17 protein-coding genes are annotated in these 25,169 nt (G+C 70.2%); 10 read left to right on the forward strand and 7 right to left on the reverse strand.

What is annotated here, in order from left to right:
• The first annotated feature begins 396 nt into the window (after positions 1 to 396).
• From IPK27_22975 to IPK27_22990, 4 genes are all read left to right on the forward strand, one after another.
• The gene (locus IPK27_22975; protein MBK8070367.1) at positions 397 to 2,844 is read left to right on the forward strand and encodes a right-handed parallel beta-helix repeat-containing protein; all 2,448 of its coding nucleotides are present in this window, start codon (positions 397 to 399) and stop codon (positions 2,842 to 2,844) included.
• A gap of 108 nt (positions 2,845 to 2,952) precedes the next feature.
• A complete protein-coding gene (locus IPK27_22980; GenBank protein ID MBK8070368.1) occupies positions 2,953 to 4,476 on the forward strand; it encodes an aminotransferase class V-fold PLP-dependent enzyme in 1,524 nt (507 codons plus the stop codon).
• 204 nt (positions 4,477 to 4,680) lie between these two features.
• Positions 4,681 to 5,214, forward strand: coding sequence for a hypothetical protein (locus tag IPK27_22985; protein MBK8070369.1), 534 nt, complete (start codon positions 4,681 to 4,683; stop codon positions 5,212 to 5,214).
• 194 nt (positions 5,215 to 5,408) lie between these two features.
• Positions 5,409 to 6,719 (forward strand): M48 family metallopeptidase, encoded by a 1,311-nt coding sequence (locus tag IPK27_22990; protein ID MBK8070370.1) that lies wholly within the window; start codon positions 5,409 to 5,411, stop codon positions 6,717 to 6,719.
• A 17-nt stretch (positions 6,720 to 6,736) separates the two neighbouring features.
• On the opposite strand, the gene IPK27_22995 is transcribed toward IPK27_22990, so the two are convergent.
• Entirely contained in the window at positions 6,737 to 7,585 is an 849-nt protein-coding gene (locus IPK27_22995) for a helix-turn-helix transcriptional regulator (GenBank protein MBK8070371.1), read from the reverse strand.
• A gap of 98 nt (positions 7,586 to 7,683) precedes the next feature.
• Here IPK27_22995 and IPK27_23000 point away from each other — a divergent pair, with 98 nt between their 5' ends.
• From IPK27_23000 to recD, 5 genes are all read left to right on the forward strand, one after another.
• The gene (locus IPK27_23000; GenBank protein ID MBK8070372.1) at positions 7,684 to 8,145 is read left to right on the forward strand and encodes a hypothetical protein; all 462 of its coding nucleotides are present in this window, start codon (positions 7,684 to 7,686) and stop codon (positions 8,143 to 8,145) included.
• A gap of 69 nt (positions 8,146 to 8,214) precedes the next feature.
• Positions 8,215 to 9,087: a zinc metallopeptidase gene (locus tag IPK27_23005; protein MBK8070373.1), complete on the forward strand. Its 873-nt coding sequence runs from the start codon at positions 8,215 to 8,217 to the stop codon at positions 9,085 to 9,087.
• 263 nt (positions 9,088 to 9,350) lie between these two features.
• Positions 9,351 to 12,692 carry an exodeoxyribonuclease V subunit gamma gene (recC, locus tag IPK27_23010; protein ID MBK8070374.1) on the forward strand — a complete coding sequence of 1,114 codons (3,342 nt, stop codon included), beginning with the start codon at positions 9,351 to 9,353 and terminating at the stop codon, positions 12,690 to 12,692.
• On the forward strand, positions 12,689 to 16,198 hold the full coding sequence (locus IPK27_23015; protein ID MBK8070375.1) for a UvrD-helicase domain-containing protein: 3,510 nt from the start codon (positions 12,689 to 12,691) through the stop codon (positions 16,196 to 16,198). Before recC ends, IPK27_23015 begins: the two co-directional genes overlap by 4 nt.
• Positions 16,189 to 17,895: an exodeoxyribonuclease V subunit alpha gene (gene recD, locus IPK27_23020; protein ID MBK8070376.1), complete on the forward strand. Its 1,707-nt coding sequence runs from the start codon at positions 16,189 to 16,191 to the stop codon at positions 17,893 to 17,895. The genes IPK27_23015 and recD overlap by 10 nt, the downstream gene beginning before the upstream one ends.
• A 300-nt stretch (positions 17,896 to 18,195) precedes the next feature.
• Here the strand turns inward: recD and IPK27_23025 are convergent, their stop codons facing one another.
• Positions 18,196 to 19,326: a hypothetical protein gene (locus IPK27_23025; GenBank protein MBK8070377.1), complete on the reverse strand. Its 1,131-nt coding sequence runs from the start codon at positions 19,324 to 19,326 to the stop codon at positions 18,196 to 18,198.
• A gap of 152 nt (positions 19,327 to 19,478) precedes the next feature.
• On the opposite strand from IPK27_23025, the gene IPK27_23030 reads away from it, so the two are divergent.
• Positions 19,479 to 20,192: a MerR family transcriptional regulator gene (locus IPK27_23030; protein MBK8070378.1), complete on the forward strand. Its 714-nt coding sequence runs from the start codon at positions 19,479 to 19,481 to the stop codon at positions 20,190 to 20,192.
• Positions 20,193 to 20,232: 40 nt separating this feature from the next.
• Here the strand turns inward: IPK27_23030 and IPK27_23035 are convergent, their stop codons facing one another.
• From IPK27_23035 to pstC, 5 genes are all read right to left on the reverse strand, one after another.
• Complete coding sequence (locus tag IPK27_23035) at positions 20,233 to 21,783, reverse strand: MFS transporter (protein MBK8070379.1); 1,551 nt, start codon at positions 21,781 to 21,783, stop codon at positions 20,233 to 20,235.
• 76 nt (positions 21,784 to 21,859) lie between these two features.
• On the reverse strand, positions 21,860 to 22,552 hold the full coding sequence (gene phoU / locus IPK27_23040; protein MBK8070380.1) for a phosphate signaling complex protein PhoU: 693 nt from the start codon (positions 22,550 to 22,552) through the stop codon (positions 21,860 to 21,862).
• Entirely contained in the window at positions 22,549 to 23,352 is an 804-nt protein-coding gene (gene pstB / locus IPK27_23045; GenBank protein ID MBK8070381.1) for a phosphate ABC transporter ATP-binding protein PstB, read from the reverse strand. The genes phoU and pstB overlap by 4 nt, the downstream gene beginning before the upstream one ends.
• On the reverse strand, positions 23,345 to 24,196 hold the full coding sequence (gene pstA, locus IPK27_23050) for a phosphate ABC transporter permease PstA (GenBank protein ID MBK8070382.1): 852 nt from the start codon (positions 24,194 to 24,196) through the stop codon (positions 23,345 to 23,347). Before pstA ends, pstB begins: the two co-directional genes overlap by 8 nt.
• Positions 24,193 to 25,164: a phosphate ABC transporter permease subunit PstC gene (gene pstC, locus IPK27_23055; GenBank protein ID MBK8070383.1), complete on the reverse strand. Its 972-nt coding sequence runs from the start codon at positions 25,162 to 25,164 to the stop codon at positions 24,193 to 24,195. Before pstC ends, pstA begins: the two co-directional genes overlap by 4 nt.
• Between the last annotated feature and the right edge of the window lie 5 nt (positions 25,165 to 25,169).

A 25,169-nucleotide genomic window follows, 5' to 3' on the forward strand; every position in this document is an offset into this window, starting at 1 on the left:
CATCCGCGTGCCTTCATGAAACATCCGGGCTAGATGTTATGGCAGGCAAGTATCCAGCGGCGTTCTCAGGGGCATTACCGAGGCACGGGATGGTCGCAACGCTGCTCCGCGCGCGCACCAAGACCCGACGCCGGGGCGCTGCAGCAAAGGCTGGCACTGCGCTCGGCCAGCGCATCGCGATCTGGAGGATCCGGCGTCGGTGAAACTGCGCCCGCTGCCGATGGTGCCGCCAGGGGCGCCGATTCGAGCCGCAGCTCCAGACCGGGCGCGCGCGCAGACAGCACGGATTGACCCGCATCAAGGCAAGGAGGCGACACCGGTCCAAGCTGGAAGCATCGGGCAAGTCGCGGGTGCCTCGGCACTCGCGAGACGCTCTCCAGCATGGGAGTCCGGGTCATGCTCAAGCGATTCGTGTCGTTCGGCCTTGCGTTGGCGTTGCTGCCTGGCGGCGCAGCTGCCGCCACCTTTACGGTCACCAGCACCGCGGCGAGTGGCGCCGGGAGCCTGGAGACGATGATCGTGGCCGCCAACGGCGCGCCTGGCACCGACACCATCAACTTCGGCATCCCCGGGACAGGCATCAAGACGCTGCTGGCACCGCCTGGTGGCTACACGACGATCAGCGAGAGCCTGATCATCGACGGTGGAACCCAGGCCGGGGCGGCGCTCAACACGCTGCCGAACGACGCGACCAATGCGGTGATCCGGATCGAGATCGACGCCAGCGCGGTGACCACGCCGTTTTCGCGGGTGTTCGCGGTCGACACCGGCACCGCAATCTTTCGCAGCCTGGCACTGAAGAACCTCGCCAACAACGTCTGGGGCATCCGCCAGGGCAGCGCGGCGGGCAACCTGGCGGTGTACGGTTGCTTCCTGGGCACCGACGCCAGCGGCAATAACGATCTCTCGTCGGGCAATGCGATCGAGGTCGCCGCCAACGCCAACATCGGCAGCAGCAATCCGGCTGATCGCAACCTGATTTCGGGCAATTTCTTCGCGCTGGTGATCCAACCCACGTCGGCCGCCGCATTCATCCAGGGCAACCTGTTCGGCACGAATGCCGGCGGCAGCGCTTCGCTGCCCAATGCCCGGGCCATCGACGTCAGCGCCGGCTCCTCCAGTGCTCACATGATCGGCGGGATCGGCGCATCCGACGGCAACCGTATCGTGGGATCCACCCTGAGCTCGCTGCGGCTCTACGGCGGCAGCACCACCACCTGGCTGCGTAACCGCATTTACGCCAACGAGGGGCTCGGCGTCGACATCGGCGGCGACGGCATCGACGCGAACGATCCTGGCGACGGCGACAGCGGCCCGAACGGCCGCGAAAACGCGCCAGTGATGTATTCCGCTCACATCACCGGGGGCGTCCTGCGGCTCAATGGAAGCCTGGATGGCGACTTCACTGGCGGCGCCAAGCGGATCGAGTTTTACGCCAGCGCGCTGGCGGATCAGAGCGGCTATGGCGAGGGCGATGTGTTCCTCGGCGCCGGCACGTTGTTCCCCGGCGCGTCGGTCAGCGTCCTCGAGTTCAAGACCGCGATCACGCCGGCCAGCATGCCCGCGCTGCCCTTCGTGGTCTCGGCCATCGTCACCTCGGCGCAAGGCGCCAGCTCCGAGTTCTCCAACGTGGTCAGCGCCTTCGATGCCGGCACCCTGCACACGGTCGTCAACACCGCGGACTCGGGTGCCGGCTCCTTGCGCCAGGCGTTGCTGGACGCGAACGCCAACCCGGGTCCCGACCTGATTCACTTCAACATCCCGGGGTCCGGCCCGCACACCATCGCACCCCTGTCGGGTCTGAATGCCCTCAACGACACCACGGTCATCGACGGCTATTCGCAACCAGGCGCGCTGCACAACACCACGGAGAGCGGCTGGAACGGGGCGATCAAGATCGTGATCGATGGCGCCACCGCGGGCGCGGTCGACGCCTTCCTGCTGAATGGCGGCAGCTCCCGCATCCACGGTCTGGCGATCGGCAACTACTTCGGAGTGGCGATCGGGCAGTTCGGCGGCGCTTCCCACCTGATCACCGGCAACCTGATCGGCACCGATGCCAGTGGCCTGCTCGACCGCGGGAATGGCATCGGCATCAGTGCCGGGAGTGTTCCGGGCGGGGCGATCGGCGGCTCGCGCGCCTATCAACGCAATGTGGTGTCCGGCAACGGTGCGGGGATCATCACCGGCGGCAGCAACGCCACGGTCTGGGGCAACTACGTGGGCGTGGCGGCCGACGGCGTCACCAGCCTGGGCAACGACGGCAGCGGCATCCTGGTGTCGGGCTCCGGCACGCGCGTGTACCAGAACCTGGTGCGCAACAATCTGGCTCGCGGTGTCAGTGTTGCCACCGATTCGGCGCGGGTCGAGATCCGCAACAACCGCATCTGGGGCAACGGGCTGCTGGGCATCGACCTCAACAACGACGGCGTCACGCCGAACGACGCGGACGACAGCGACACCGGTCCGAATCTGCGGCAGAACTATCCGGTGCTGACGCGCGCACGTTCGATCGACGGTGCCGGCACGCTGGTCGAAGGCACGCTGGATCGCCCGGCCACTGCCGGCGCGCTGAGTTATCTGCTTGAGTTTGCATCGAACGCGAGTTGCGATCCGTCCGGCTTCGGCGAAGGCGAAGCGCCATTCGCCACGCACGCACTGACGCTGGCGACGCCGGCGGACGAGAGCTTCAGCATCTGGCTCCCGGGATACGTCGCGCCACCGGGGCGAGCGATCACGGCAACGGCGACCGCGACCGATGGCATCGATGTCACCAGCGAGTACTCGCCGTGCGTCACCAGCACCCTGGTCGGCCAGACAGTGTTCGCCAACGGCTTCGAATGAGGGCCGACTCGCGCGCGGCGCCGGCCAGCCGGCGCCGCGTCGCGGGCGTATGATCCGCGCCGCAAGTGGCGCCTGCCCGGCGCCGCTGCGAGCGCAGCGAGGCCCGTCATGTCCGCCGTCCATCCCCTGCCCTGTCCCGAGGCCGCGCCGCAGTCGCTGCAGGCTTGGTTCGAGCGCTTCCGCGCCAACACCATCGGCATCGACCAGCCCTTCGACAGCCCCTACGGGCGCCAGCGCGTGATCTACGCCGACTGGATCGCCAGCGGCCGGATGTATGCGCCGATCGAGGAACTGATGCGCCACCGCATCGCGCCCTTCGTCGGCAACACGCACACCGAGACCAGCGAGACCGGCAGCACGATGACGCGCGCGTATCACCACGCGTTCAAGCTCATCAAGCGCCACGTCAACGCCTGTCGCGACGACGCGGTGGTCAGTTATGGCTCGGGCATGACCGCGGTGGTCAACAAGTTCCAGCGCATCCTGGGCCTGCGCGTGCACGAGAACTACCTGGCGCGGGTGACCCCGCCCGACCACGAGCGGCCGATCGTGTTCGTCACCCACATGGAGCACCACTCGAACCAGACCTCGTGGCTGGAAACCCTGTGCGAGGTGCGCGTGATCCCGGCCACCGACGACGGCCTGGTGGACCTCGCCGGCCTCGATGCACTGCTCGCCGAATACCGCGAACGCCCGGTCAAGATCGCCAGCGTGACCAGTTGTTCGAACGTCACCGGCATCATCACGCCCTACCACGACATCGCCGAGCGCATGCACCGGGCCGGCGGACTGTGCTTTGTCGATTTCGCCGCCAGCGCGCCCTACATCGACATCGACATGCACCCGGCCGGGCGCCCCGACGCGGGCCTGGACGCGATCTTCTTCTCGCCGCACAAATTCCTCGGCGGCCCGGGCACCGGCGGCATCCTGATCTTCAACAAGCGCCTGTACCGCAACCGCATCCCCGACAACCCGGGCGGCGGCACGGTCGATTGGACCAACCCCTGGGGCCAGCACAAATACGTGGACGACGTCGAGGCGCGCGAGGATGGCGGCACGCCCGGCTTCCTGCAGGCGATCCGCACCGCGCTGTGCATCCAGCTCAAGGAAGCGATGGGCACCGGGCGCATCCTCGCCCGCGAGCACGAGTTGCTGGACATCGTCTGGCCACAGCTGATGGCGATTCCCGGCCTGCATATCCTGGCGGCCAACCAGCGCCAGCGCATCGGCTGCATCAGCTTCTACATCGACGGCCTGCACTACAACCTGGCGGTCAAGCTGCTGAACGACCGCTACGGCATCCAGGTGCGCGGCGGCTGCTCCTGCGCCGGCACCTACGGCCATTATTTGCTGCACGTCAGCTATGAGCACAGCAAGTCGATCACCGACCAGATCAGCTGCGGCATCCTGTCCGACAAGCCCGGCTGGGTGCGCCTGTCGCTGCACCCCACGATGAGCGACCGCGAGGCGCAAACCATCGTCGACGCCATCCGCACGCTGGCCGAAAACCACGCCGAGTGGGCGCGCGACTACCGCTATTGCAGCCGCAGCAACGAGTTCACCCACACCAGCGCCTGCGAGCGCGACGGCGCGGATGCGCGGGTGGAGGGCTGGTTCGCGGCGATCGGCTGAAAGTTTCGTGGGAATGAAACTCAGGCTCACCAGAACCACAAGAAGCGCTGGACGCAGGACAGTCCAGCGAGCCAACCGCAGGAGTCACCGGCCGGCGTCCCGGGCTTCAGAACACGCGCGCGAGCACCGTTGGCAAGCCAGCCGGAGTCCCGCGACGGAGAAGGCCAACTCCGCCATCGGAGCGTGCCAATGCCATCACGCCCCATGAACGACTCAACGGACATGGCCAGTGACGATCAACGGGACCCTGCGCGCGCGCTGCGGGATTGGCATCCGGCGCCGCGCATTTCCGCGACCGAACCGGTCGCCGACTGGTCGCGCCGACGCGTGGCGATGATTATCGTGCTGGTTGCGCTGATCTATCCCTTTTATGCGACAGGCATCGAGCGAATGCTGCTGAGAATCGAGCTGGAGCGCATCGCGACTGAGGCGCGGGAGCAGATGGCCCAGCAACAGCAGGCCCTGGCGGAGGAAGCGCGCGTACTTGCGGCACGCGCTGCCGAGCGGGATCTGCGCACGCGAGTCGCCGCAGTCCGCGTAACCGGGGCAGTGGACGGCTCGCCACCCTCCGTGGTGGTCGATCGAATTCCGCCGGAGGGCGCCGCAGAAGCAGCGGCTTTCATCTGCCGCCAGGCATCCGCATTGCTGCGCAGGCCGCTGTCGGGAAAGACCCTGAGGGTGATGCGCGACCTGGGCGCGCGCCCGGTCGCGGACGCTGGCGAGGTCGTCTGTCCCTGAGATGAGCGACTGGACCGTGCAGCGGTCGGCGGCGGTGCACTGGTGCCGCTGGCGAGCGCCGCGGGCGATTGGGCCCGGCGCGGGCCTGCCGCTCTTGGTCGCAAGCGCATCCCGCCGACTGGCGCCAACCGGCGCACGCGCTCAGACTCCAGCCGGCGCGCCGACCGGCGCGCCCCGCCATCCTGGAGGTTCCGATGCTGCGCCTGTTGCTGCTGGCCATCTTGTGGATCGCGCACGCGCCCGCGCTCGCGGCGGCGGAAGCGCCACTGGAAGCACAAATTGAGCTGGCGGTGCCGCCGGGCGCGCAGGCGGGGCCGGACTTCGATGTAGAGCGCGCGACCCAGGCATGGATCGAAACCCTGTCGCCGGAGCAGCGGGCAAAATCCGATGCCTACTTCGAGGGCGGCTACTGGCTGCAGTTGTGGAGCTTCCTCTACGGCCTGGCCACCGCCTGGCTGCTGCTGCGGCTGCGCTGGTCGGCGTGGATGCGCGACCGCGCCCAGGCCTGGTCCCGCCGCGGCTTCGGCCGCACCGCGATCTACGCCCTGATGTACGTGCCGGTCTCCACCCTGCTGGCGCTGCCGCTGGCCTGGTACGCGGGCTTCTTCCGCGAGCACCAGTACGGGATGGCCACCCAGACGCTCGCCGAATGGCTGGGCGACCAGGGCAAGGGGCTGTTCGTGTCGATGATCCTCGGTGCGCTGTTCCTGTCGCTGCTCTACTGGGTATTCCGGCGCGCGCCGCGCACCTGGTGGGTCTGGGGCACCGGGGTCTCGATGGCCTTCCTGGTGTTCGTGATGACCCTGGCGCCGGTGCTGATCGATCCCTTGTTCAACGACTACAAGGCGCTGCCCGCCGGCCCGCTGCGCGACAACATCCTCGGCGTGGCGCACGCCACCGGAGTGCCGGCCAGCGAGGTCTGGTGGTTCGACGCCAGCCGCCAGACCACGCGCATCTCGGCGAATGTGGCGGGCTTTGGCGAGACCACCCGGATTGCGCTCAACGACAACCTGCTGTACCGCTCATCGCAGCCCTCGATCGAGGCGGTGATGGGCCACGAACTGGGCCATTACGTGCTCAATCACATCTACGAGATGCTGGTCTATTTCGCCGCCATCCTGCTCGTCGGCTTCGCCCTGGTGGCGTGGAGCTTCGAGCGCGTGGTCGCGCGCTGGGGCGGCAACTGGGGTGTGCGCGGCATCGCCGATCCGGCCGGCCTGCCTTTGCTCGGCGCGCTGTTCTCGATCTACCTGTTCGCGCTGACGCCGGTGATGAACACCATCGTGCGCACCAACGAGGCGGAGGCTGACCGCTTCGGCATCGCGGTGTCGGGCCAGGCGGATGGCTTCGCCCAGGTGGCGATGCAGCTGTCCGAGTACCGCAAGATCTCGCCGGGCGAATGGGAGGAGTGGCTGTTCTACGACCACCCGTCGGGCCGCAACCGGGTGCGCGCGGCGATGGAATGGAAAGCGGAGCAGTTGCGCAAGCAGGCCATAGCGCGCTGAGGCCCGCCGACGCGGGCTCAGCCGCGCCCGCGCACGAAGGCCGCCGCCAGCGCGATCGCGGTATCGCCTTCGCGGTTGGCTTTCAGCGCGCGCAGCAGCCGCGCGGGCGGCAAGCCCGTGATCCGACGCAGCTCGCGGGTGGCATGCGCCTGGTCGCTGAAACCGCGGTCGATGGACAGGGTCGCCAGGTCCTCAGCGCCGGCGTCGAGCGCACGCAAGGTGGCCTGCAGCCGCAGCAGGCGCGCGTATTCCTTGGCCGACAGCCCCACCCAGCGCAGGAACTGCGCCTGCAGCGTACGCAACGGCACGCCACAGGCCTGCGCCAGCGCGTCGATGCGCGTGATACCGGCCTGCGCCTCCAGCCGTTCGACCGCGCGGCGCACGGGCGTCGGCGCATCACAGGGGCCGAGCGCATCGTCCAGCGCGGCCCAGGCGCGGGCCGCATCGTCGTCCAGCCGCGGCAGATGCTCGGCCAGGACCTGCGCCAGCGGCGCGGCGATCCCCGCCAGCGGCAGGATCTCGTCGCGCAGTTCCGGCAGGCGCGTGCCGGTCGCCAGCGATGAGGCCCAGGGCTGCAGTCGCAGGGCGATGCAATCCAGCGGCCCGGCCGCGCGCAGACGCACCGCGCTGCGCTGTTGCGCCGCGTACAGGCAGGCCGATTGCGGTTGCCAGTCGTCCACCGGCCGCCAGCGCTGCATCGGCGTGCCCAGGTGCAGGATCAGCTCGCAGCAGCCGTCCGGGTAGATCGTCTGCGCCGCTTCCTGGGGGTTCTCGTCGCGCAGGCGCCAGGCACAGCGCACGCGGTCGCGCAGCGATGCCGGCGGCTCCCATTCGCGATAGTCCACGCTCATCGTCTGCTTGCGCATTCCTTCAAGGCGGGCGAAAGCGCGAGGGCTAGGCTCGCGCTTCCGGGGTCGATGATGCATCGACCCAGTCGTCTGGAAGATCCAGAAAGGAGACATCGATGATCAGGCACGTGTTCGGGTTGGCGGGACTGTGGCTGGCTGGCCAGGGTGTGGGCATTGCGGCGGCACCGCTGGATTGGCTGGGCGGTCACTGGTGCGGGCAAATGGGGGATTCCAGGATCGAGGAATTCTGGACCGCGCCGGTGGGCGGAACGCTGGTGGGAATGTCGCGCACCACGGGTGCGGGTGGCATGGAGAGTTTCGAATACATGCGCATCGAGATCCGCGAGGGCAAGCTGCATTTCCTTGCCCAGCCGGGCGGCTCACCGCCGACCGCCTTCGCGCTCGACGCGCAGGCGGCGCAGTCCGCCACTTTCCGCAATCCGGCCCATGATTTCCCGCAGACCGTGCGTTACTGGCGCGAGGGCGCGGCACTGCGCGCCGAAATCGCCGGACCGGACGGCAAGGGCGGAGAACAAGCCATCGGCTTCACTTACCAGCGCTGCCCGGCGTCCGGTTGACCGCGGCCGGGGGACGGCCCGCCCGCGGGCGTCTATGCTCCCGGCTTCAGGATCGACCAGGAGCCAGGCATGAAATGGGAACGCGCACGCCAGAGCCAGAACATCGAGGACCGCCGCGGCCGCGGGCCGGTCAAGGCCGGCGGCGTGGGGATCGGCGCGATCCTGATCGCCCTGATCGGCGGCTGGCTCTTCGGCATCGACCCTTCGCAGATCCTCGGCGTCATCGGCGGCATGCAGGGTACCCAGCAAAGCCAGGCGCCGGCGCCGACGCCCGAGGAAGAGGCTGCGCGCGCGAATGATCCCCGGCGCCAGTTCGTGGCCAGTATCCTTGGCGAGACCGAGGATGTCTGGAGCACGATCTTCCAGCAGGCCGGCAAGCAATACCCGGCGCCCACCCTGGTGCTGTACGAGAACGCGGTCACCTCGGCCTGCGGCCAGGCCAGCTCCGCGGTCGGCCCCTTCTACTGCCCGGGCGACCAGCAGGTCTACATCGACCTGTCCTTCTTTCGCGAGATGCAGCGCCGCCTGGGCGGCGGCGGCGACTTCGCCGAGGCCTATGTGATCGCACACGAAGTGGGTCACCACATCCAGACGCTGACGGGCGTGTCGCAACGGGTCAACGACGCACGCCGCCGCCGCGAGAACGTGGAGGGCGACAACGGCCTGCTGGTGCGCCAGGAACTGCAGGCCGACTGCTACGCCGGCGTGTGGGCGCACCATGCTCAGGCGCGCCACGCCTGGCTGGAGGAGGGCGACATCGAGGAGGCGCTGAACACCGCCAGCGCGATTGGCGACGATGTGCTGCAGAAGCAGTCCGGCGGCCGCGTGGTCCCCGACGCCTTCACCCACGGCACCGCGCAGCAGCGCGTGCGCTGGTTCACCCAAGGCTTCCGCGCGGGGAAACTGGGGGTCTGCGACACCTTCGCCGCGGCCACGCTCTGAGGGAGTTCCGGACGTCCTTGTCGGTGCGCTGGTTCGCGGATTGAACTGTCGCGTGCCCTTGCCTGCATTTTTTGTCCTTTGCGTCCTTTGCGGACAATATGTCTTTTGTTTCATTAACTTGGATCGTTCTCGACGAGAGCCTCCCGGCATCCCGCGCGAGTGTCGGTCTCAATCCCTGAGACGCAGGGCTGGACAAATCCCGGCCACACGCCGCCGATGGCATAGTCGGCCGGTGTCGCCCGTGGACCGGACCCCTGCCCCGCATGCTCGAGATCTACCGCAGCAGCCGCATCGAGAAGCTCGGCGATTTGCTGGCCGAGCACCTGCGCCAGCAGGCGCCGGCATCGGTGCTGGCGCCGCAGACGGTGGTGGTCGGGCACCTCGGGATGAAGCGCTGGCTGATGCAGCGGCTGGCCGAGTGGCAGCCGGAGCGCGGCCGGCGGATCGCCGCGAACCTGGAGATGCTGCTGCCCAGCGAGTGGCTGGACGGCCTGGCGCTGAAGGTGCTGGGGCGGCAGTCGATCGCCATCGCGCCCTACCGCCGCCAGGCGCTGCGCTGGCGCATCCATGCCTTGCTGCCGCGCATCGACCATCCGGAACTCAGGAACTACCTGGAGGGCGAGGACGCGCCGCGACGGCACTTCCAGCTCGCCGATCGCCTGGCGGGCCTTTACGGCCAGTACCTGGTCTATCGCCGCGACTGGCTGGCCGCCTGGGAGCGCGGCGAGAGCGCGGGCGTGCCGCACTGGCAGAACACCCTGTGGCGACGCCTGGTGGCCGAGATCGGCCTGGACCACCGGGGACGGCGCATGTCCGAACTGGCGGCGAAGCTGCCGGCGCTGGCGCCCGATGCCGACGAGCCGGCGCTGCATGTGTTCGGCGTCTCGCACCTGCCGCCAGATGCGCTCTCCGCGCTGGATGCGCTGTCGCGCTCGCGCCGCGTGGTGGTGTACTTCCCGGATCCCTGCCGCGAGTTGTGGGAGCACCTGCGCTCCCGCCGCGCGGTCTACGCGGCCTCGCTGCGCGGCGAGGCCTTCCTCGAGATCGGCCATCCGCTGCTCGGTGCGCTCGGGCGCATCGGGCAGCATTTCACCCTGCTGCTGAACGGGCTGGACGCCGGCTGCGATCTGCGCCACGAGGACGATGAACGCGCGCAGGGACTGCTGCCGCAAGGCAGTCCGCTGCTGCAGCGAGTGCAGCACAGCATCCGCACGCTGCAGCCCGAGTGGGTGCGGCGCGCGCCCGGCGACCATGGCGATCCGCGCGCCGACACCTCGCTGCGGGTGCATGCCTGCCACACGCGTTTGCGCGAGCTGGAGGTGCTCAAGGACGCCCTGCTCGACCAGCTGGACGCGCATCCATCGCTGAACCCACGCGACATCGTGGTGATGGCGCCGAACATGGCGTTGTATGCGCCGCTGCTGCCGGTGGTCTTCGGCGCGCCGGCGCGGCGCGACAGCGTGCTGCCCTGGCGCCTGGCGGACGTGGCGCTGGCGCGCACGCATCCGCTGCTCGGCGCGGTGCGCGAGCTGCTGGACCTGCCGACCCAGCGGATCACGCGCTCGCAGGTGCTCGCACTGCTGGCGCTGCCGGCGGTCGCGCGACGCTTCGGCCTGGACGCGTCCGGGCATGCGGCGCTGGCGCGCTGGCTGGAGCGCGCGCATGTCGCCTGGGGCCTGGACGGCGAGATGAAGCGCGATTTCGGCGCCGCGCCGGTCGACGACCACAGCTTCGCCTTCGGCTGCGACCGCATGTTTGCCGGTTACATCCTCGGCGAGGTGCCGGACGACACGCTGCTCGAGCTGCAGATCCTGCCGGCACACCCGGTGACCGGCCCGGATGCGGCCTGCCTCGGCGCGCTCTGGGGGCTGCTCGACATCCTGCGCGAGTGGCGTGCGGCGATGCGCCGACGGCGCAGCCTGGCGGACTGGTCGACCCTGCTGCGCGAGTGGCTGGAGCGGCTGTTCGCGGTGGATCCGCGCGAGGACGGCGAGCGCGAGGCGCTGGCCGCGGTGCTCGCGCTCGCTGCGGACCTCGCCACCCAGCAGGCGGATGCCGGGGTGGTGCCCGAAGTCGAATGGAGCGTGGTCCGCGAGGTGCTGTGGCAGGGCCTGGAAGGTATCCCGGAGCGCCAGCCGTTCCTCGCCGGCGGCATCACCTTCTGCGGCATGGTGCCGCAGCGCTCGATTCCCTTCGAGGTGATCGCGCTGCTCGGCCTGAACAACGGCGAGTATCCGCGCGCGCGGCCGGACAGCGGGCTCGATCTGATGCAGAGCCACCCGCGGCTGGGCGACCGCGACAACCGCGCGGACGATCGTTACCTGTTCCTGGAAGCGCTGATGAGCGCGCGCCGCACGCTGCACCTGAGCTATCTCGGCGAGGGCGCGCAGGATGGCAAGCCGCGCAATCCCGCGCTGCCGCTCCTCGAATTGCTGGGCTTCCTAGACACCCATGCGCAGGCCGATACGGCCGGCGAGCGCCCCTGGCTGATGCGCCACGCGCTGCAGCCCTTCGACGCGCGCTATTTCGGCGGCGTACCCGACGATCCGCGCTGGTTTTCCTACTCGGAGGAGTTCAGTCGCGTGGTCGCAGCCGGCCAGGCGGGTGAATGGCGTTTCCTCGAAGGCACCGCGCTCGACGGCGGGCCGGCGCCAGCGAATACGATCGAGCTGCGCGCGCTCGCCAGTTTTTTCCGCGATCCGGCGGGCTGGGTCTGTCGCCAGGCGCTCAAGCTCTCGCGCGCGGCGCTGGAGGAATCGGCGCCCAGCGACGATGAACCGCTGGCGGTGTCGCGCGATCGCCGCGACCGCATCCACATCGACCTTTGCTGGCAAGCGCTGCGCGAGGGCAGTGCGCAGCTGCCGCTGCAGCCGCCGCCCGAGTTCGCCCGCTCCGGGCGCTACGCCAGCGGCCGCCTTGGCGAGCGCGCCTGGCAGGAGACGCGCGCGGAAGCGCAGGCCTGGCTGGACCTGGCGCGCAGCCTGCCACCCTTCGACCGCACCGCGCCCAGCGTGGTGGCGCAGGCAATCGACCTCGACCTCGGCGGAGTCCGCCTGGTCGGGAGCGTCGACCAGGTTTATCGCAGTGGTGACCAGACCTGGCTGGTATCGATCAGTCCGGCGGCAACCGATTTCCGCCATCTGCTCCCGGTGTACCTGGAATGGGCCGCGCTGCGGCTCGCCCTGCCGCAAGCTGACCTGCACCTGCGGGTGATTCACCGCGATCGCAATCACCTGCCGGAACTCGGTCCGGTGCCGCCGTTCGCGGACGATGCAGGTCCCCTGCGCGAGGGCCTCGCACGACTGCTGGCGCTGTACCGGGATGCCTGCCGCACCGCCGCCGCCTACCACCCGCGCAGCAGCTACGCGCTGGCCGACAAGGCCGCCGCCGGCGAACCGGACCGGGCCCTGGACGCCAGCCGGCGCGCCTGGCAAGGAAAGCATCAGAGCGTTGGGGAGCGCGACTACGCGCCCGGCTACAACCGCCTGATTGCCGGCGACGACGCCTTCCTGCACGCCGGTCGCGCCGAGCACGCGCGCTTCGACCGTCTGGCGCGCGAGCTATACGATCTGCTGCGCGGCGTCGTGCCGGAGCGCATCGCATGAGCGCGCCCGCCGAACTCGACTGGCGCCGCCTGGCGCTGACCGGGACCTCGCTGATCGAGGCCAGTGCCGGCACCGGCAAGACCTGGAACATCGCCCTGCTGTACCTGCGCCTGGTGCTGGAGCGGGAACTGGACGCGCGCCAGGTGGTGGTCACCACTTTCACCGAAGCCGCCGCGCAGGAGCTGCGCGCGCGGGTGCGCCAGCGCCTGGCCGACGCTGAAGCCGCCCTGGCGGCGCCGGAACTCCCGGCCAACGAGTTGCAGGAGTACCTCGAAGCGCTGGTGGCCCGCGGCGGGCGCACGCCGCTGCTGACCCGCGTGCGCCTGGCACTGGCGGAGATCGACCTGGCGCCGATCACCACCATCCACGGCCTGTGCCGGCGCATCCTCGGCGACTTTCCCTTCGACACCGGGATGCCTTTCGCGCTCGGCGAGATCGTCGACACGCCGAAACTGGTGCGCGAATGCGTCGAGGATTTCTGGCGCGCGCGCTTCCTCGGCGATCACATCGATCCCTGGGAGGCCGCCTATGCGCTGACCGGTGGCGTCGAAGCCCTGGCCGAGGTGGTGCGCGAGATCCTCGCCGTGGACGAGGACGCCATCGACCTCGAGCCCAGCTCCGGGCTGCGCGCATGGTGGCAGGCATTCTGCGCGCGCGACCTGGCGCAGTTGCGCGCCAAGGTGGACAGCGGTGACGGTTTCGCGCGCATGGACGTCAGCGTGCTGCGCAAGCAGCTGCGCATCCTGCTGCAGGCCGCCGCCAGCGGCGACCCCGCCGGGGTGGACTGGGACAAGCTGCAGCTCCATCTCGCGCCGGACAAGGTGCGCACTGCCGGCCTGAAGAACCACCACCCGCCCCTGGCGGACTGGCCCACGATCCGGCTGCTGGTCGAGGCGCGCGGCATGTTCGAGCGCATCCCCGCGCGGGTGCGCCACGAGCTGGCGCTGGACTGCGCCCGTTTCGTCCGCGGCGAGCTGCGCCGGCGGTTGCTGCAGCGCGGCCAGGCGAGCTTCTCGCAGCTGATCGACGAAGTGCACGCGCGCCTGGCCGGCCCCGCCGGCGACCAGCTCGCCGCACGCCTGCAGCAGAGCTGGCCGGTGGCCCTGATCGACGAATTCCAGGACACCGACGCGCGCCAGTGGGCAATCTTTGACCGCGTCTGGCGCGGTGCCGGGCCGGGCGGGCGCGCGCTGCTGCTGATCGGCGATCCGAAGCAAGCGATCTACGGCTTCCGCGGCGGCGATGTGGCGAGCTACCTCAATGTGCGCGATGCGCTGCCGCCGCAGCGGATCCTGTCGATCAGCCGCAACTACCGTTCGCACCCGCGCCTGCTGCTGGCGCTGAACGCGCTCTACGACCGCGCCGGGGTGGCCGCCTTCGGCGACAGCGGGATCGACTATGTCGCGGTGGAGGCCGGCGAGCCCGCCCGCTGGCGCGGCACCGCGATCCGCCAGCCGCTACGCCTGCGCCTGATGCCGGCAGCGTCCGCGCGCAAGGGCGACCGCGACCAGGCGGCGCTGGAAGCCTGCGTCGACGACATCGCCGCGCTGCTGGAGGACCGCGTGCTCGGCTGCGGCGCGGGCGATGTGGCGGTGCTGCTCGACAGCAATGCGCGCATCCGCACGCTGCGGCGCATGCTTGCGGCGCGTGGCATTCCGGTGGCCGGCGCCGGGCGCGCGAACGTGCTCGACAGCGAGTGGGCCGAGGACGTCCAGCTGCTGCTCCACGCCCTGCTCGAGGCCGGCGACGAGTACGCCGTGCGCGGCGCCCTGGCCACCCGGCTGCTCGGGCGCACCGCGGCTGACCTGGCGCAGCTGGCCAGGGATGTCGCCGCCTGGGAGCGCACGCTCGAGTGGTTCGCCGCGCAACACGCGCGCTGGCAGCGCCAGGGTCCGCTGGCGGTGATCGAATCGGTCCTGCACCAGCACGCACCGCGCCTGCTGGCCGCGGCCGACGGCGAGCGTGCGCTCACCGATCTGCGCCACCTCGGCGAGCTGCTGCAGGAGGCCGCCGCGGAGTGCTACGGCCCGCAGGAACTGTATGCCTGGTATGTCGCCGAACGCGCCCGCAGCGGCACCGGGGAGGAGGCGCCGAAGGAGCGGCAGCTGCGCATCGAGAGCGAGCAGCAGCGGGTCCAGCTGATGACCCTGCACGCGAGCAAGGGCCTGGAGTTCCGCGCGGTGTTCGTGCCGATGGCCTGGCGCTCGCGCGAGGCGCGCGCCAGCGACCACGTCCGCTACCACGACAGCCAGCGCCGCCTGCGCCTGGACCTCGGCAGCCCGCGCCTCGGCGAGCACACTGCGATCGCCGCGATGGAAGACCTGCAGGAGCGGTTGCGCGGCCTGTATGTCGGCGTGACCCGCGCGGTGCAGCTGTGCACGCTGTATGCCTTCGACGACCTCGCACCGCAGGCGCATGTGGGCCCGGCCTGGCGCGCGGCACTGGATGTACTGCTCGGCGCCGCGCTGGCCAGCTTCGGACCGGCGGCCGGGGATCCCTGGGCAGCACTGGCCAAGGCCCTGCCCTCGCTGCGCATCGAGCGCGAACCGCGGGTCTCGCAGCTCTCGCTGCTGCCGCCGCTGCCGCAGCGCGCCCGCCGCGCGCGCAGCCCGCTGCCGCCGCTGCGCCCGCTGCATGGCCTGTACAGTTTCACCGCGCTGACGCGGATGCGCGAACTGGCGCTGAGCGAGGCCGCGCGCGCGGCCGAGGACGAGGGCGAAGACCTCGCAGACATGCCGGCGGAAGCGCCGCAACCGGAGCTGGGTGCCCTCGCCGGCCTGCGCGGCGCGCGCTTCGGCGATGCGATCCACGGGCTGCTGGAGGACGGGCGCCAGGGTGCGCGCTTCGAGACCCAGCCGGAGCGTATCCGCCGCGCGCTCGACCGCCACAGCGTGCGCAGCGGCCAGGCCGGCGATGACGCCGCGGCGATCGCGGCTGTCGCGCGCCTGCTCGACCGCACGCTGGATTGCGAACTGGCACCCGGCCTGTCGCTGGTCGGGCTGCCGGCGAACGCGCGCCGCGCCGAGTTCGAGTTCGCCTTCGTCCTCGACGACGCCCGCTGGTGGCGGCTGCACGCGCTGCTGGACGCGCATGGCCTCGGCCACTGGTGGCCGCCGGCCGGCGCGGGCGAATCGCTGCGCGGCTTGATGAAGGGCTACATCGACCTGGTGTTCGCCTGGGACGGCCGCTTCCACGTGCTCGACTACAAGAGCAACTGGCTGGGCGAGCGCCTGGCCGATTACGCACCCGACGCGCTCGATGGCGCCATCGCCGGGCACCACTATGGCCTGCAGGCGCTGATCTACACCGTGGCGCTGCAGCGCTACCTGGCGCGGCGCATCGCCGACTACCAGCCAGAGCGCCACCTCGGTGAGAGCTGGTACCTGTTCGTGCGCGCGCTCGGGCTGGCGCCGGGCGCCGGGCTGTGGCGCAAGCGCTTCCCGCAGGCCCTGGTCGATGCCCTGGATGCGCTGTTCGACGGTACGGAGGCCAGCGCATGCGCCTGAAGCCGCAAGTCGCACCGCCACCGTCGACACCGGTCGCGCTGGGCCGCTGGGCGCGCGCGCGCACCGGCAGCGAGGCGCTGGCGCGCGCGCTCGAAGCTGCGGCGCAGGCCGAATTCGAGGGCCATGCCTGCGCCCGGCTGGATCCGTCCTCCGCGCGCCTGGACGAGTTGCGCGCGCACCCCTGGGTGGGCGATGGCAGTCGAATGACGCCGCTGGTGCTCTCCGCCGACGGCGCCTGCTACCTCTGGCGCAACCATGTGCATGAGGCGCGCGTGGGCAGCGCGATCCTGGCCCGCGCCGGTCATCCCGCCCACACGGACGCGCAGGACCTGGCCGACCTCGACACGCTGTTCGCGCCGATGGATCCGGTGCGCGCGTCCGGCCAGCGCGAGGCAGTGCGGCGCAGCCTGGGCCGGCGCTTCCTGGTGATTTCCGGCGGGCCGGGCACCGGCAAGACCACCACGGTGCTGCGCCTGCTGCTGCTGCGCCTGCGCCAGGCCGCGCGTGCCGGGCGTGCGTGCGCGATCGCGCTGGCCGCGCCCACCGGCAAGGCGGCGCAGCGGCTGTCGCAGTCGCTGCGCTCGGGACTGGACCAATTGCGTGCGCAACTCGCGGGACAGCCGGGCGACTGGGACGCCGCGCTCGCCGGCGTGCCGGACGGCGCGCGCACCCTGCACCGGCTGCTCGGCGCCGATCCGCGTGCAGACCGCTTCCGGCACGACGCCGAAAACCCGCTGCCACACGACCTGGTGGTGGTCGACGAGGCCTCGATGGTCGATCTCGGCCTGATGCGCGCGCTGCTCGACGCGCTGCCGCCGCAGGCCACGCTGGTGCTGGTCGGCGACCCGGACCAGCTGGTCTCGGTCTCCGCCGGCTCGGTGCTGGCCGACGTGGTCGCGGCGGCCGCACAGGGCCCACTGGCGGACTGCCTGGCGCCGCTGGCGCATGGCTGGCGCAGCGGCGGCCGCCTGCCCGAGGTGAATGCCGCGGTGCGCGCGGGCGACCGCGCCGGGCTCGAACGTCTGATCGGCGACGGCGTGCTCGAACGGGCAGCCGTGACCGACGCCGCAAGCCTGGACCAGCGCCTGCGCCGGTGGCTGCAGCGCGGCGAGTGGCCGGCACTCGCGGCCTGCGCGGGCCAGCCCGACGCCGCCCCGGCGGAGGCCTTCGCGGCGCTGCGCCAAGTCCAGTTGCTGTGCGCGCTGCGCAGCGGACCCTTCGGCGCCGACGAGGTCAATCGCAGCCTGGATGCGCGCCTGCGCGAACAGCATGCCGGCGCGCAGTGGTATCCGGGGCGGCCAGTACTGGTGCGCCACAACGACTACGATCGCCGCCTCTACAACGGCGACGTCGGCCTCGCCCTGCGCGCCGACGGGCGCCTGATGGTCTGCTTCGAGAGCACCGATGCCGATGGCCGCACGCACCACCGCCTGCTGCTGCCGAACGAACTGCCGGAACAAGACCTCGGCTACGCGCTGACCATCCACCAGAGCCAGGGCTCCGAATACGAGCACGTGGCCGTGCTCCTGCCGCCAGACGGCGGTAACCGCGTGCTCTCGCGCCAGTTGCTCTACACCGGCGTCTCGCGCGCCCGCCGCGGCCTGGAGATCTGGGCCAGCGAATCCAGCCTCGCCGCCGCCCTCGCCCAACGCGCCGAGCGCAATGGGGGGTTGCGGGTGAGGTTGCAGGGGGCTTGACTGCCAGAAGCGGGGTAAGGGTCAGGGGGCAGGGGAACTGGCCTGCCGCATGGCCCGGCCGTGACCCAAGATGGAGCCCCTGGGGGCCAGCAGCAGGGCAAGGGACAGGGGAACTGGCTTTCCGCATGCTCTGACCGTGACGCAAGGCGGATCCCCTTGCCTTTGACCTCGAATCCGCTTCACCGCGCTGGGCAACTCGCCCGCCGCACAGGCCGGCCGTGACGCAGGGCAGGTCCCCTGCCCCCCGACCCCTGCCCCGCTTCTCCACGCAGTCCCAGGCCAACTCCGCCTACCCGACCCCTACTGCCCCACCCGCCGATACAACTGCAGGTTCGAATCCGCCGGGCTGTGGCGGTAGCCGATCCAGAACGGCAGCGGCGACGGCGGCGCGGCGGCGAAGCCGGCGCGCAGATCGGCCTGGGTGTGGCCGGTGAAGCCTTTCGCGGCGCCGGCGTACTGGCCATGCAGCGTGGCCTGCCAGCTTCCCGATTCGAACTGGCGGAAGGGGATGCCCGAATCGTCCTGCAGCACCGCCGGCGAGACCTCCAGCAGCAGGTCGCGGATAGCGCTGAACTCCGCGGTGTGCATCAGGTAGGACGCACTCTTGACGTAGCTCGCCTGGACTCCGAACTGGCGCGCGTAGGCGGCGTAACCGGGCATCGCCGCCAGCCCCTGGTTCGACAGGTCGACGCGCAGGTAGATCAGGCTGCGCGCCCGGGTGTCTTCCATCCGGCGGTAGCGGATCTCGACGCCCGCGTGGTCGACCCGCTCATCGAGCGCGCGCGCACACAGCTTGCCGTCCGCCGCGAGCACCACGCCGGTGACGCTCTCGATGGCGTAGCCGCTGCGCGCCAGCAGCAGCATCAGGATCGGGGTCACGCCGCGGAAGCGGTTCTGGTCGAACTGCGCCTGCATCTGCGCGGTGACGAAGAAACTCTGGCCCAGCAGGGTGACCAGCGAGCGCCGCAGTTCGCCGAGGCTGTCCGCCAGCTCAGGCGACTCGAAATCCTCCGCAGCCGGCGGCGCGCCGACCGGTTCCAGCCCGGTGAACAGCAGCTTGCGTGCACGCGGGAACAGCGCTGCCGGATACAGAACGTCGGGACCGCTGAAGGGGTAGTAGAGCACTTCCGCGGCGTGCACCTCGGGCGGCAGCACCTTGGCCGACCAGTCGCGGATGCGGCTGAGCTGCACCTGTTCCAGCCGCGCGAAGGAGCGATCGAGCTGCCGCGCGTGCGCCGCCACCGCCGGGTCCACATCCTCCATCGGCATGCCCGCGAGCATCCGCGCGTACAGGTCCAGACGGGCGTTGCGCTTGACCTCGGGCGCGGTGCAGGCGCCGGAAAGAGCGTCCGTTGGCGCCTGCGCCCATCCGCCTGGTCCTGCCAGCAGAGCCCAGAACAACGCGCAGACAAGCGCAACGCGCAAGGACATGCAGGGACTCCCGGAGACGGCTGCGTCTGCATCTTGCGACAAGCCCGGTGGCCGCGTCCACCCGGGCGATGCGTCGCAGGGCCAGGTCGCACTTGACCTTGCCCTTGGGGCAGGCTTCAGTCTTGCCATCGGTGGTTTGGAGGAGTGTGCAGATGCTGCGGATAGGCGCATTGGCCAGGCGTGCGGGAATCAGCGCCAAGGCGCTGCGGCTGTACGAAGAAGCAGGGCTGCTGCGACCTGACGCGCATTCGCCGTCCGGTTACCGGCTGTACGGTCCGAGCTCCCTGCGCCGCCTGTCGCAGATCCTGCTGCTGCGTCGGGCGGGATTTCCGCTCAGGCGTATCGGCGAACTGCTCGGCAACGAGGGCGCGGGCGTGCGCGAATTGATCGATGCCCAGATCCTGCGGCTGGAGCGGCAGGCGCAGGATGCGCAGGCCGCCCTCGCCCTGATGCAGCAATTGCGGGCGCACCTGTGGACCACCCAATCCCTGGAACAACTGATGGAGTGCATCACCATGACGCAGAAACTCGAGATCGACTTCACCCCGGAGGAACGCGCCGGGTTCGAACGGCGCGCGCGGGAGCTCGGCAGCGAAGCCCTCGCCGCCGCGCAAGAGGCCTGGCCGCGACTGATTGCCCAAGTGCGCGCCGCGATGGACGCCGGCCACCCGGTGGCCGCACCGGAAGTCCAGGCACTGGCGCGCCAGTGGCAGTCCCTGGTGCAGGCAGCAACCGGCGGCGACGCAGGCGTCGAACGCAAGATTGCCGGTGCATGGCAGGCGCAGCCACAGGCGATGGAGGCGATGGGCCTGGATCCGGCGATGTTCAGCTACGTCGGGCAGGCGATCCGGGCCGCGCAGGGCTGATCGTCGTGGGGGGGGGGCGCCGCGTCGCGGCGCCCTCTCCTCAGCCCGCTGGCCGATAGTTCTCCACCAGCGGGTAGCGCTTCGCGTATAGCCCGAACAACAGCGCGGCCACCAAGGCGAAGCTGGCGAAGAAGAACATCTGGAACGCGGCCACGCTGATCCCGGTGGACTCGATCCAGGCGGTGAAGCCGGCGTTGCGCACGCTGGCGTTGGCCAGCAGCACCCACAGGTTGCCGATGGTCACCGCGAGGTACCAGAACGCCATGATCACGCCCTTCATCGAGGCCGGCGCCTGGCTGTAGGCGAACTCAAGGCCAGTGGCGGACACCAGCACCTCGCCGAAGGTCAGCAGCGCATACGGCAGGACCTGCCAGGTAATCGACACCGCGTCGCCGCCGTCCATCCACAGCTGCAGCATGCCGGCGGCGATCCACGACACGCCGGAAAAGGCGATGCCGGTGGTCATCCGCCTGAGCGCCGTCGGCTCCCAGCCGAATTTGCGCAGCGCCGGGTACAGCACCAGGTTGTTGAACGGGATCAGGATCATCACCAGCAGCGGGTTGAGCGCCTGCATCTGCGCCGGCTCGAACCAGTCGGGCTTGGTCATGCCACCGGCCTGCAACACCCAGGTCGAGGCCTTCTGGTCGAACAGCGACCAGAAAGGCGTGGTCAGCGCGAACACGATCAGGATCCGCAGCACCGCGCGCACGCCGTCGACCGCCTCGTCCGGGTGGCGGCCGCGCGCGCGTTCGAGCTGGATCCAGGTGCCGAAGCCGCCGAAGCCAAGCGCAAACACGATCGCGATGCAGATGGCCGAGACCCAGCCCACCTGCGGCACGAACACGAAGCCCCCAACGCCCAGCAGCAGGCCGAGCACCGCCAGCGTCAGGCCCGGGCGCGATTCGCCCGGCGCCCGCGCCAGCAGCGCGCTCTTCGCCACATTCATGAAGGAATCCGGGTTCGGCGGCGGCGGCGGCACGTCCACATAGCGGCGGCGGCCCATCCAGAACACCACGGTGGCGATCAGCATCAGCACGCCCGGAATTCCGAAAGCGACCATGCCGCCCTGCTCGCGCAGGCACCACGGCTTCAGCAGCGAGGCGAACCACGAGCCGAAGTTGATGATCCAGTAGAAGGCGTCGAAGGCGACCTTGGCCAGGCGCTTGTTCGACTGGTCGAACTGGTCGCCCATGAACGAGGCCACCAGCGGCTTGATGCCGCCCGACCCCAACGCCACCAGCGCCAGCCCGAGATAGAAGCCGTAGAGGTTGTCGACGAAGGCCGCCAGGCAGAACTGGCCGACGCAGTACAGCAGCGAGAAGTACAGGATCGTCTTGTACTTGCCGAGGATGCGGTCGGCGATCCAGCCGCCCAGCAGCGGGAAGAAATAGACGCCAATGACGAAGATGTGGAACACATCCTTGGCCGCGCCGGGGCGGTCCACTTCCGGCAGGTGCAGCAGCAACGAGGTCACCAGGAAGGGCGTCAGGATGTTGCGCATCCCGTAGAAGCTGAAGCGCTCGCAGCCCTCGTTGCCGATGATGTAGCGGATCTGTGGCGGGAAGCGTTCGGCGGTCGATGGCGCGGACACGGGCGGCCTCGGGTAGCGGACTCGGGCCCGCGATCCTACCTGCTGCGGGGCGCGGTGCCGCGCCCGTGCGGACCCTTCAACCGGCGGCGGCGTCGCGCTGCCTGCGCCTGCTGACCGGCAACTCGCCGTGCACGATGAACCACACGTTCTCGGCGATATTGGTGGCGTGGTCGCCGATACGCTCGAGATTCTTGGCGATGAACAGCAGATGGATGCCGCCCTCGACCAACCCCGGATCCTGCGCCATCGCCGCGATCAACTCGCGGAAGATGGCCGTGTGGCGCTGGTCCAGTTCGGCGTCGCGCGCACGCACGGCCCGGGCGCGCTCGGCGTCGCGGCCGCGATAGGCAGCGAGCGCCTCGCGCACCAGTTCGCTGGCGAGCGCAGCGAGTTCGGCCAGCCTGGGGCGCAGTGCGGGCATCCCAAGATTGCGCAGCTTCAGCGAGCGCTTGGCCGCGTTCGCCGCGAGGTCGCCGATGCGCTCGACATCGCCGGCGATCTTCAGCGCGGCGAGGATCTCGCGCAAATCGCGCGCGATCGGCTGGCGCAGCGCCAGCAGGCGCAGCACGTCGTGGCCGATCTCGTGCTCCAGCGCGTCCACCTCGGTGTCGCCCGCGATCACCGCGCGCGCGCCATCGGCGTCCAGCGATTGCAGCACCTGCAGCGCGGCATTCAGCTGGTGCAGGGCCAGTTCGCCCATGGCGACGATCTCGCCGCTCAGGCGGTCGAGTTCCTCGTCGTACTGCCGCATCGTGTGCGTCTGGCTCATCCGAATCGCCCCGTGACGTAATCCTCGGTCTGGCGCTTGCCGGGATTGGTGAACATCCGCTCGGTGCTGCCGAACTCGACCAGCTCGCCGAGGTACATGAACGCGGTGTAGTCGGAACAGCGCGCCGCCTGGTGCATGTTGTGGGTGACGATGGCGATGGTGTAGCGGGACTTCAGGTCCGCCACCAGCTGCTCGATCTTGCCGGTGGCGATCGGGTCCAGCGCCGAGGTCGGCTCGTCCAGCAGCAGCACTTCCGGCCGCAGGGCCACCGCGCGCGCGATGCACAGCCGCTGCTGCTGGCCGCCCGACAGGCTCAGCGCGCTGCGCTTGAGCACATCCTTCACCTCGTCCCACAGTGCCGCCTGGCGCAGGGCCTCTTCGACCCGGTCGTCCAGTTCGGCGCGCGACAGGCGCTCGTGGTGGCGGATCGCGTAGGCCACGTTCTCGTGGATCGACATCGGGAACGGCACCGGCTTCTGGAACACCATGCCGACCTTGCTGCGCAGCCGCGCCAGCGGGTACTTCGGCGACAGGATGTCCTCGCCGTCGAGCAACACCTGGCCGTCGGCGCGCTGGCCCGGATACAGCGCGTAGATCCGGTTGAACACGCGCAGCAAGGTGGACTTGCCGCAGCCGGACGGGCCGATCAGCGCGGTCACGCAGCGCTCGTGGACATCGATGTCGATGCCGGTGAGGGCGCGCGTGTCGCCGTAGCGGAAGCCCAGGCCGCGGGCGGCGAGCTTGACCGCCGGCGCCGGCTTGGCGGCTGCGGCGGGAACGGGGATTGCGATCTCAGTCATGTTGGATCCGGTTGCGCAGCAGGATCAGCCGCGCGGCGATGCCGAGCAGCAGGACGAACAGGGTCAGCACGAAGGCACCGGCCCAGGCCAGCGCCTGCCAGGATTCGTAGGGGCTCGCCGCGTACTGGAAGATCACCACCGGCACATTGGCCATCGGCTGGGTGGGATCGAAGTTCCAGTACTGGCTGCTGAAGGCGGTGAACAGCAGCGGCGCGGTCTCGCCGCTGATGCGCGCCAGCGCCAGCAGCACGCCGGTGACGATGCCGCCCATCGCGCTGCGGTAGAGGATCTGCACCGTCACCTTCCACTGCGGCAGGCCCAGCGACAGCGCCGCCTCGCGCATCTGCGCCGGCACCAGGCGCAGCATGTCGTCGGTGGTGCGCACCACCACCGGCAGCGCGATCAGCGCCAGCGCCAGCGCGCCGGCGAAGGCGGAGAAACCGCCGGTGGTTGCCACCACCAGGGCATAGACGAACAGGCCGAGCACGATCGACGGCGCCGACAGCAGGATGTCGTTGACGAAGCGCACCACCTCGCCGAGGCGGCTGCCGCGCGAGTACTCCGCCAGCCAGGTGCCGGCGGCGATCCCGAGCGGCGCGCCGATGGCGATCGCCATCAGGCAGATCAGCGCGCTGCCGACGAAGGCATTGGCCAGGCCGCCGGGCATCTCCGGCGGCGGCGTCGCCTCGGTGAACAGCGCGAGGCTGAAGGCCGACAGTCCGCGGCTGAGGGTAGTCCACAGGATCCAGCCGAGCACCGCGAGGCCGAGCACCGCCGCGAGCACGGCCAGGCTCATCGCCAGCGCGTTCTTGAAGCCTCTGTAGCGTTGCAGGCCCATGTTCATGCGCTGCCCTCGCGCCGGCGCAACTGGCGCAACATCAGGCGCGAGGCCACCAGCACCACGAAGGTGATCAGGAACAGCACGAAGCCGAGCCCCAGCAGCGAGGAACGATGCAGCGGGTCGATCGCCTCGGCGAACTCGTTGGCAATCGCCGAGGCGATCGAGGTGCCGGGGTCGAGCAGCGAGACCGACACCGAGTAGGCATTGCCGATCACGAAGGTGACCGCCATGGTTTCGCCGAGCGCGCGTCCGAGGCCAAGGAAGATGCCGCCGATCACCGCACCGCGGGTGTACGGCAGCACGATGTCCCAGACCACTTCCCAGCGGGTGCAGCCCAGTGCGTAGGCCGATTCCTTCAGGCGCGATGGCACGGTCAGGAACACCTCGCGCATCACCGAGGCGGTGAACGGCACCACCATCACCGCCAGCACCAGGCCGGCGGTCAGCTTGCCGATGCCCAGCGGCGGCCCCTGGAACAGTGTGCCGATCCACGGCAACGCGCCGGCGTGATCGTTGAGCCAGGGATAGACGTGCTCGCCGAGCAGCGGCGCCAGCACGAACAATCCCCACATGCCGTAGATGATCGACGGGATGCCGGCGAGCAACTCGATGGCCATTCCGACCGGCGTGCGCAGCCACGGCGGCGCCACCTCGGTGAGGAACAGTGCGATGCCGAAGCTGATCGGCACCGCGATGACGAGCGCGATGGCCGCCGTGGTCAGGGTCCCGGCGATCGCCACCAGAGCGCCGAAGATGCGCGCGCCCGGATCCCAGGTGTCGCCGGTGAAGAACGCCCAGCCGAAAGTCTCGAAGGCCTCGCGCCCGCCCCAGAGCATCGAGGCCGCGGCGCCGGCCAGCGCCAGCATGACGATCGCGGCGGCGGCCGCCATCGCGAGCGCGAAGGCGCGGTCCATGCGCGAGCCGCGCAGGCCCGGCGCGGGCGATTCGACAGCGGCAAGGGGCGTGGACATGCGCG

The organism is Rhodanobacteraceae bacterium (assembly GCA_016713135.1).
Classification (GTDB): Bacteria; Pseudomonadota; Gammaproteobacteria; order Xanthomonadales; family SZUA-5; genus JADKFD01.

Excerpts from the sequence above, each read along its gene's own strand:
- IPK27_22975 (MBK8070367.1), top strand. The coding sequence starts at position 397 with ATGCTCAAGCGATTCGTGTCGTTCGGCCTTGCGTTGGCGTTGCTGCCT.
- IPK27_22980 (MBK8070368.1), top strand. The coding sequence starts at position 2,953 with ATGTCCGCCGTCCATCCCCTGCCCTGTCCCGAGGCCGCGCCGCAGTCG.
- IPK27_22985 (MBK8070369.1), top strand. The coding sequence starts at position 4,681 with ATGAACGACTCAACGGACATGGCCAGTGACGATCAACGGGACCCTGCG.
- IPK27_22990 (MBK8070370.1), top strand. The coding sequence starts at position 5,409 with ATGCTGCGCCTGTTGCTGCTGGCCATCTTGTGGATCGCGCACGCGCCC.
- IPK27_22995 (MBK8070371.1), bottom strand. The coding sequence starts at position 7,585 with ATGCGCAAGCAGACGATGAGCGTGGACTATCGCGAATGGGAGCCGCCG.
- IPK27_23000 (MBK8070372.1), top strand. The coding sequence starts at position 7,684 with ATGATCAGGCACGTGTTCGGGTTGGCGGGACTGTGGCTGGCTGGCCAG.
- IPK27_23005 (MBK8070373.1), top strand. The coding sequence starts at position 8,215 with ATGAAATGGGAACGCGCACGCCAGAGCCAGAACATCGAGGACCGCCGC.
- recC (MBK8070374.1), top strand. The coding sequence starts at position 9,351 with ATGCTCGAGATCTACCGCAGCAGCCGCATCGAGAAGCTCGGCGATTTG.
- IPK27_23015 (MBK8070375.1), top strand. The coding sequence starts at position 12,689 with ATGAGCGCGCCCGCCGAACTCGACTGGCGCCGCCTGGCGCTGACCGGG.
- recD (MBK8070376.1), top strand. The coding sequence starts at position 16,189 with ATGCGCCTGAAGCCGCAAGTCGCACCGCCACCGTCGACACCGGTCGCG.
- IPK27_23025 (MBK8070377.1), bottom strand. The coding sequence starts at position 19,326 with ATGTCCTTGCGCGTTGCGCTTGTCTGCGCGTTGTTCTGGGCTCTGCTG.
- IPK27_23030 (MBK8070378.1), top strand. The coding sequence starts at position 19,479 with ATGCTGCGGATAGGCGCATTGGCCAGGCGTGCGGGAATCAGCGCCAAG.
- phoU (MBK8070380.1), bottom strand. The coding sequence starts at position 22,552 with ATGAGCCAGACGCACACGATGCGGCAGTACGACGAGGAACTCGACCGC.
- pstB (MBK8070381.1), bottom strand. The coding sequence starts at position 23,352 with ATGACTGAGATCGCAATCCCCGTTCCCGCCGCAGCCGCCAAGCCGGCG.
- pstA (MBK8070382.1), bottom strand. The coding sequence starts at position 24,196 with ATGAACATGGGCCTGCAACGCTACAGAGGCTTCAAGAACGCGCTGGCG.
- pstC (MBK8070383.1), bottom strand. The coding sequence starts at position 25,164 with ATGTCCACGCCCCTTGCCGCTGTCGAATCGCCCGCGCCGGGCCTGCGC.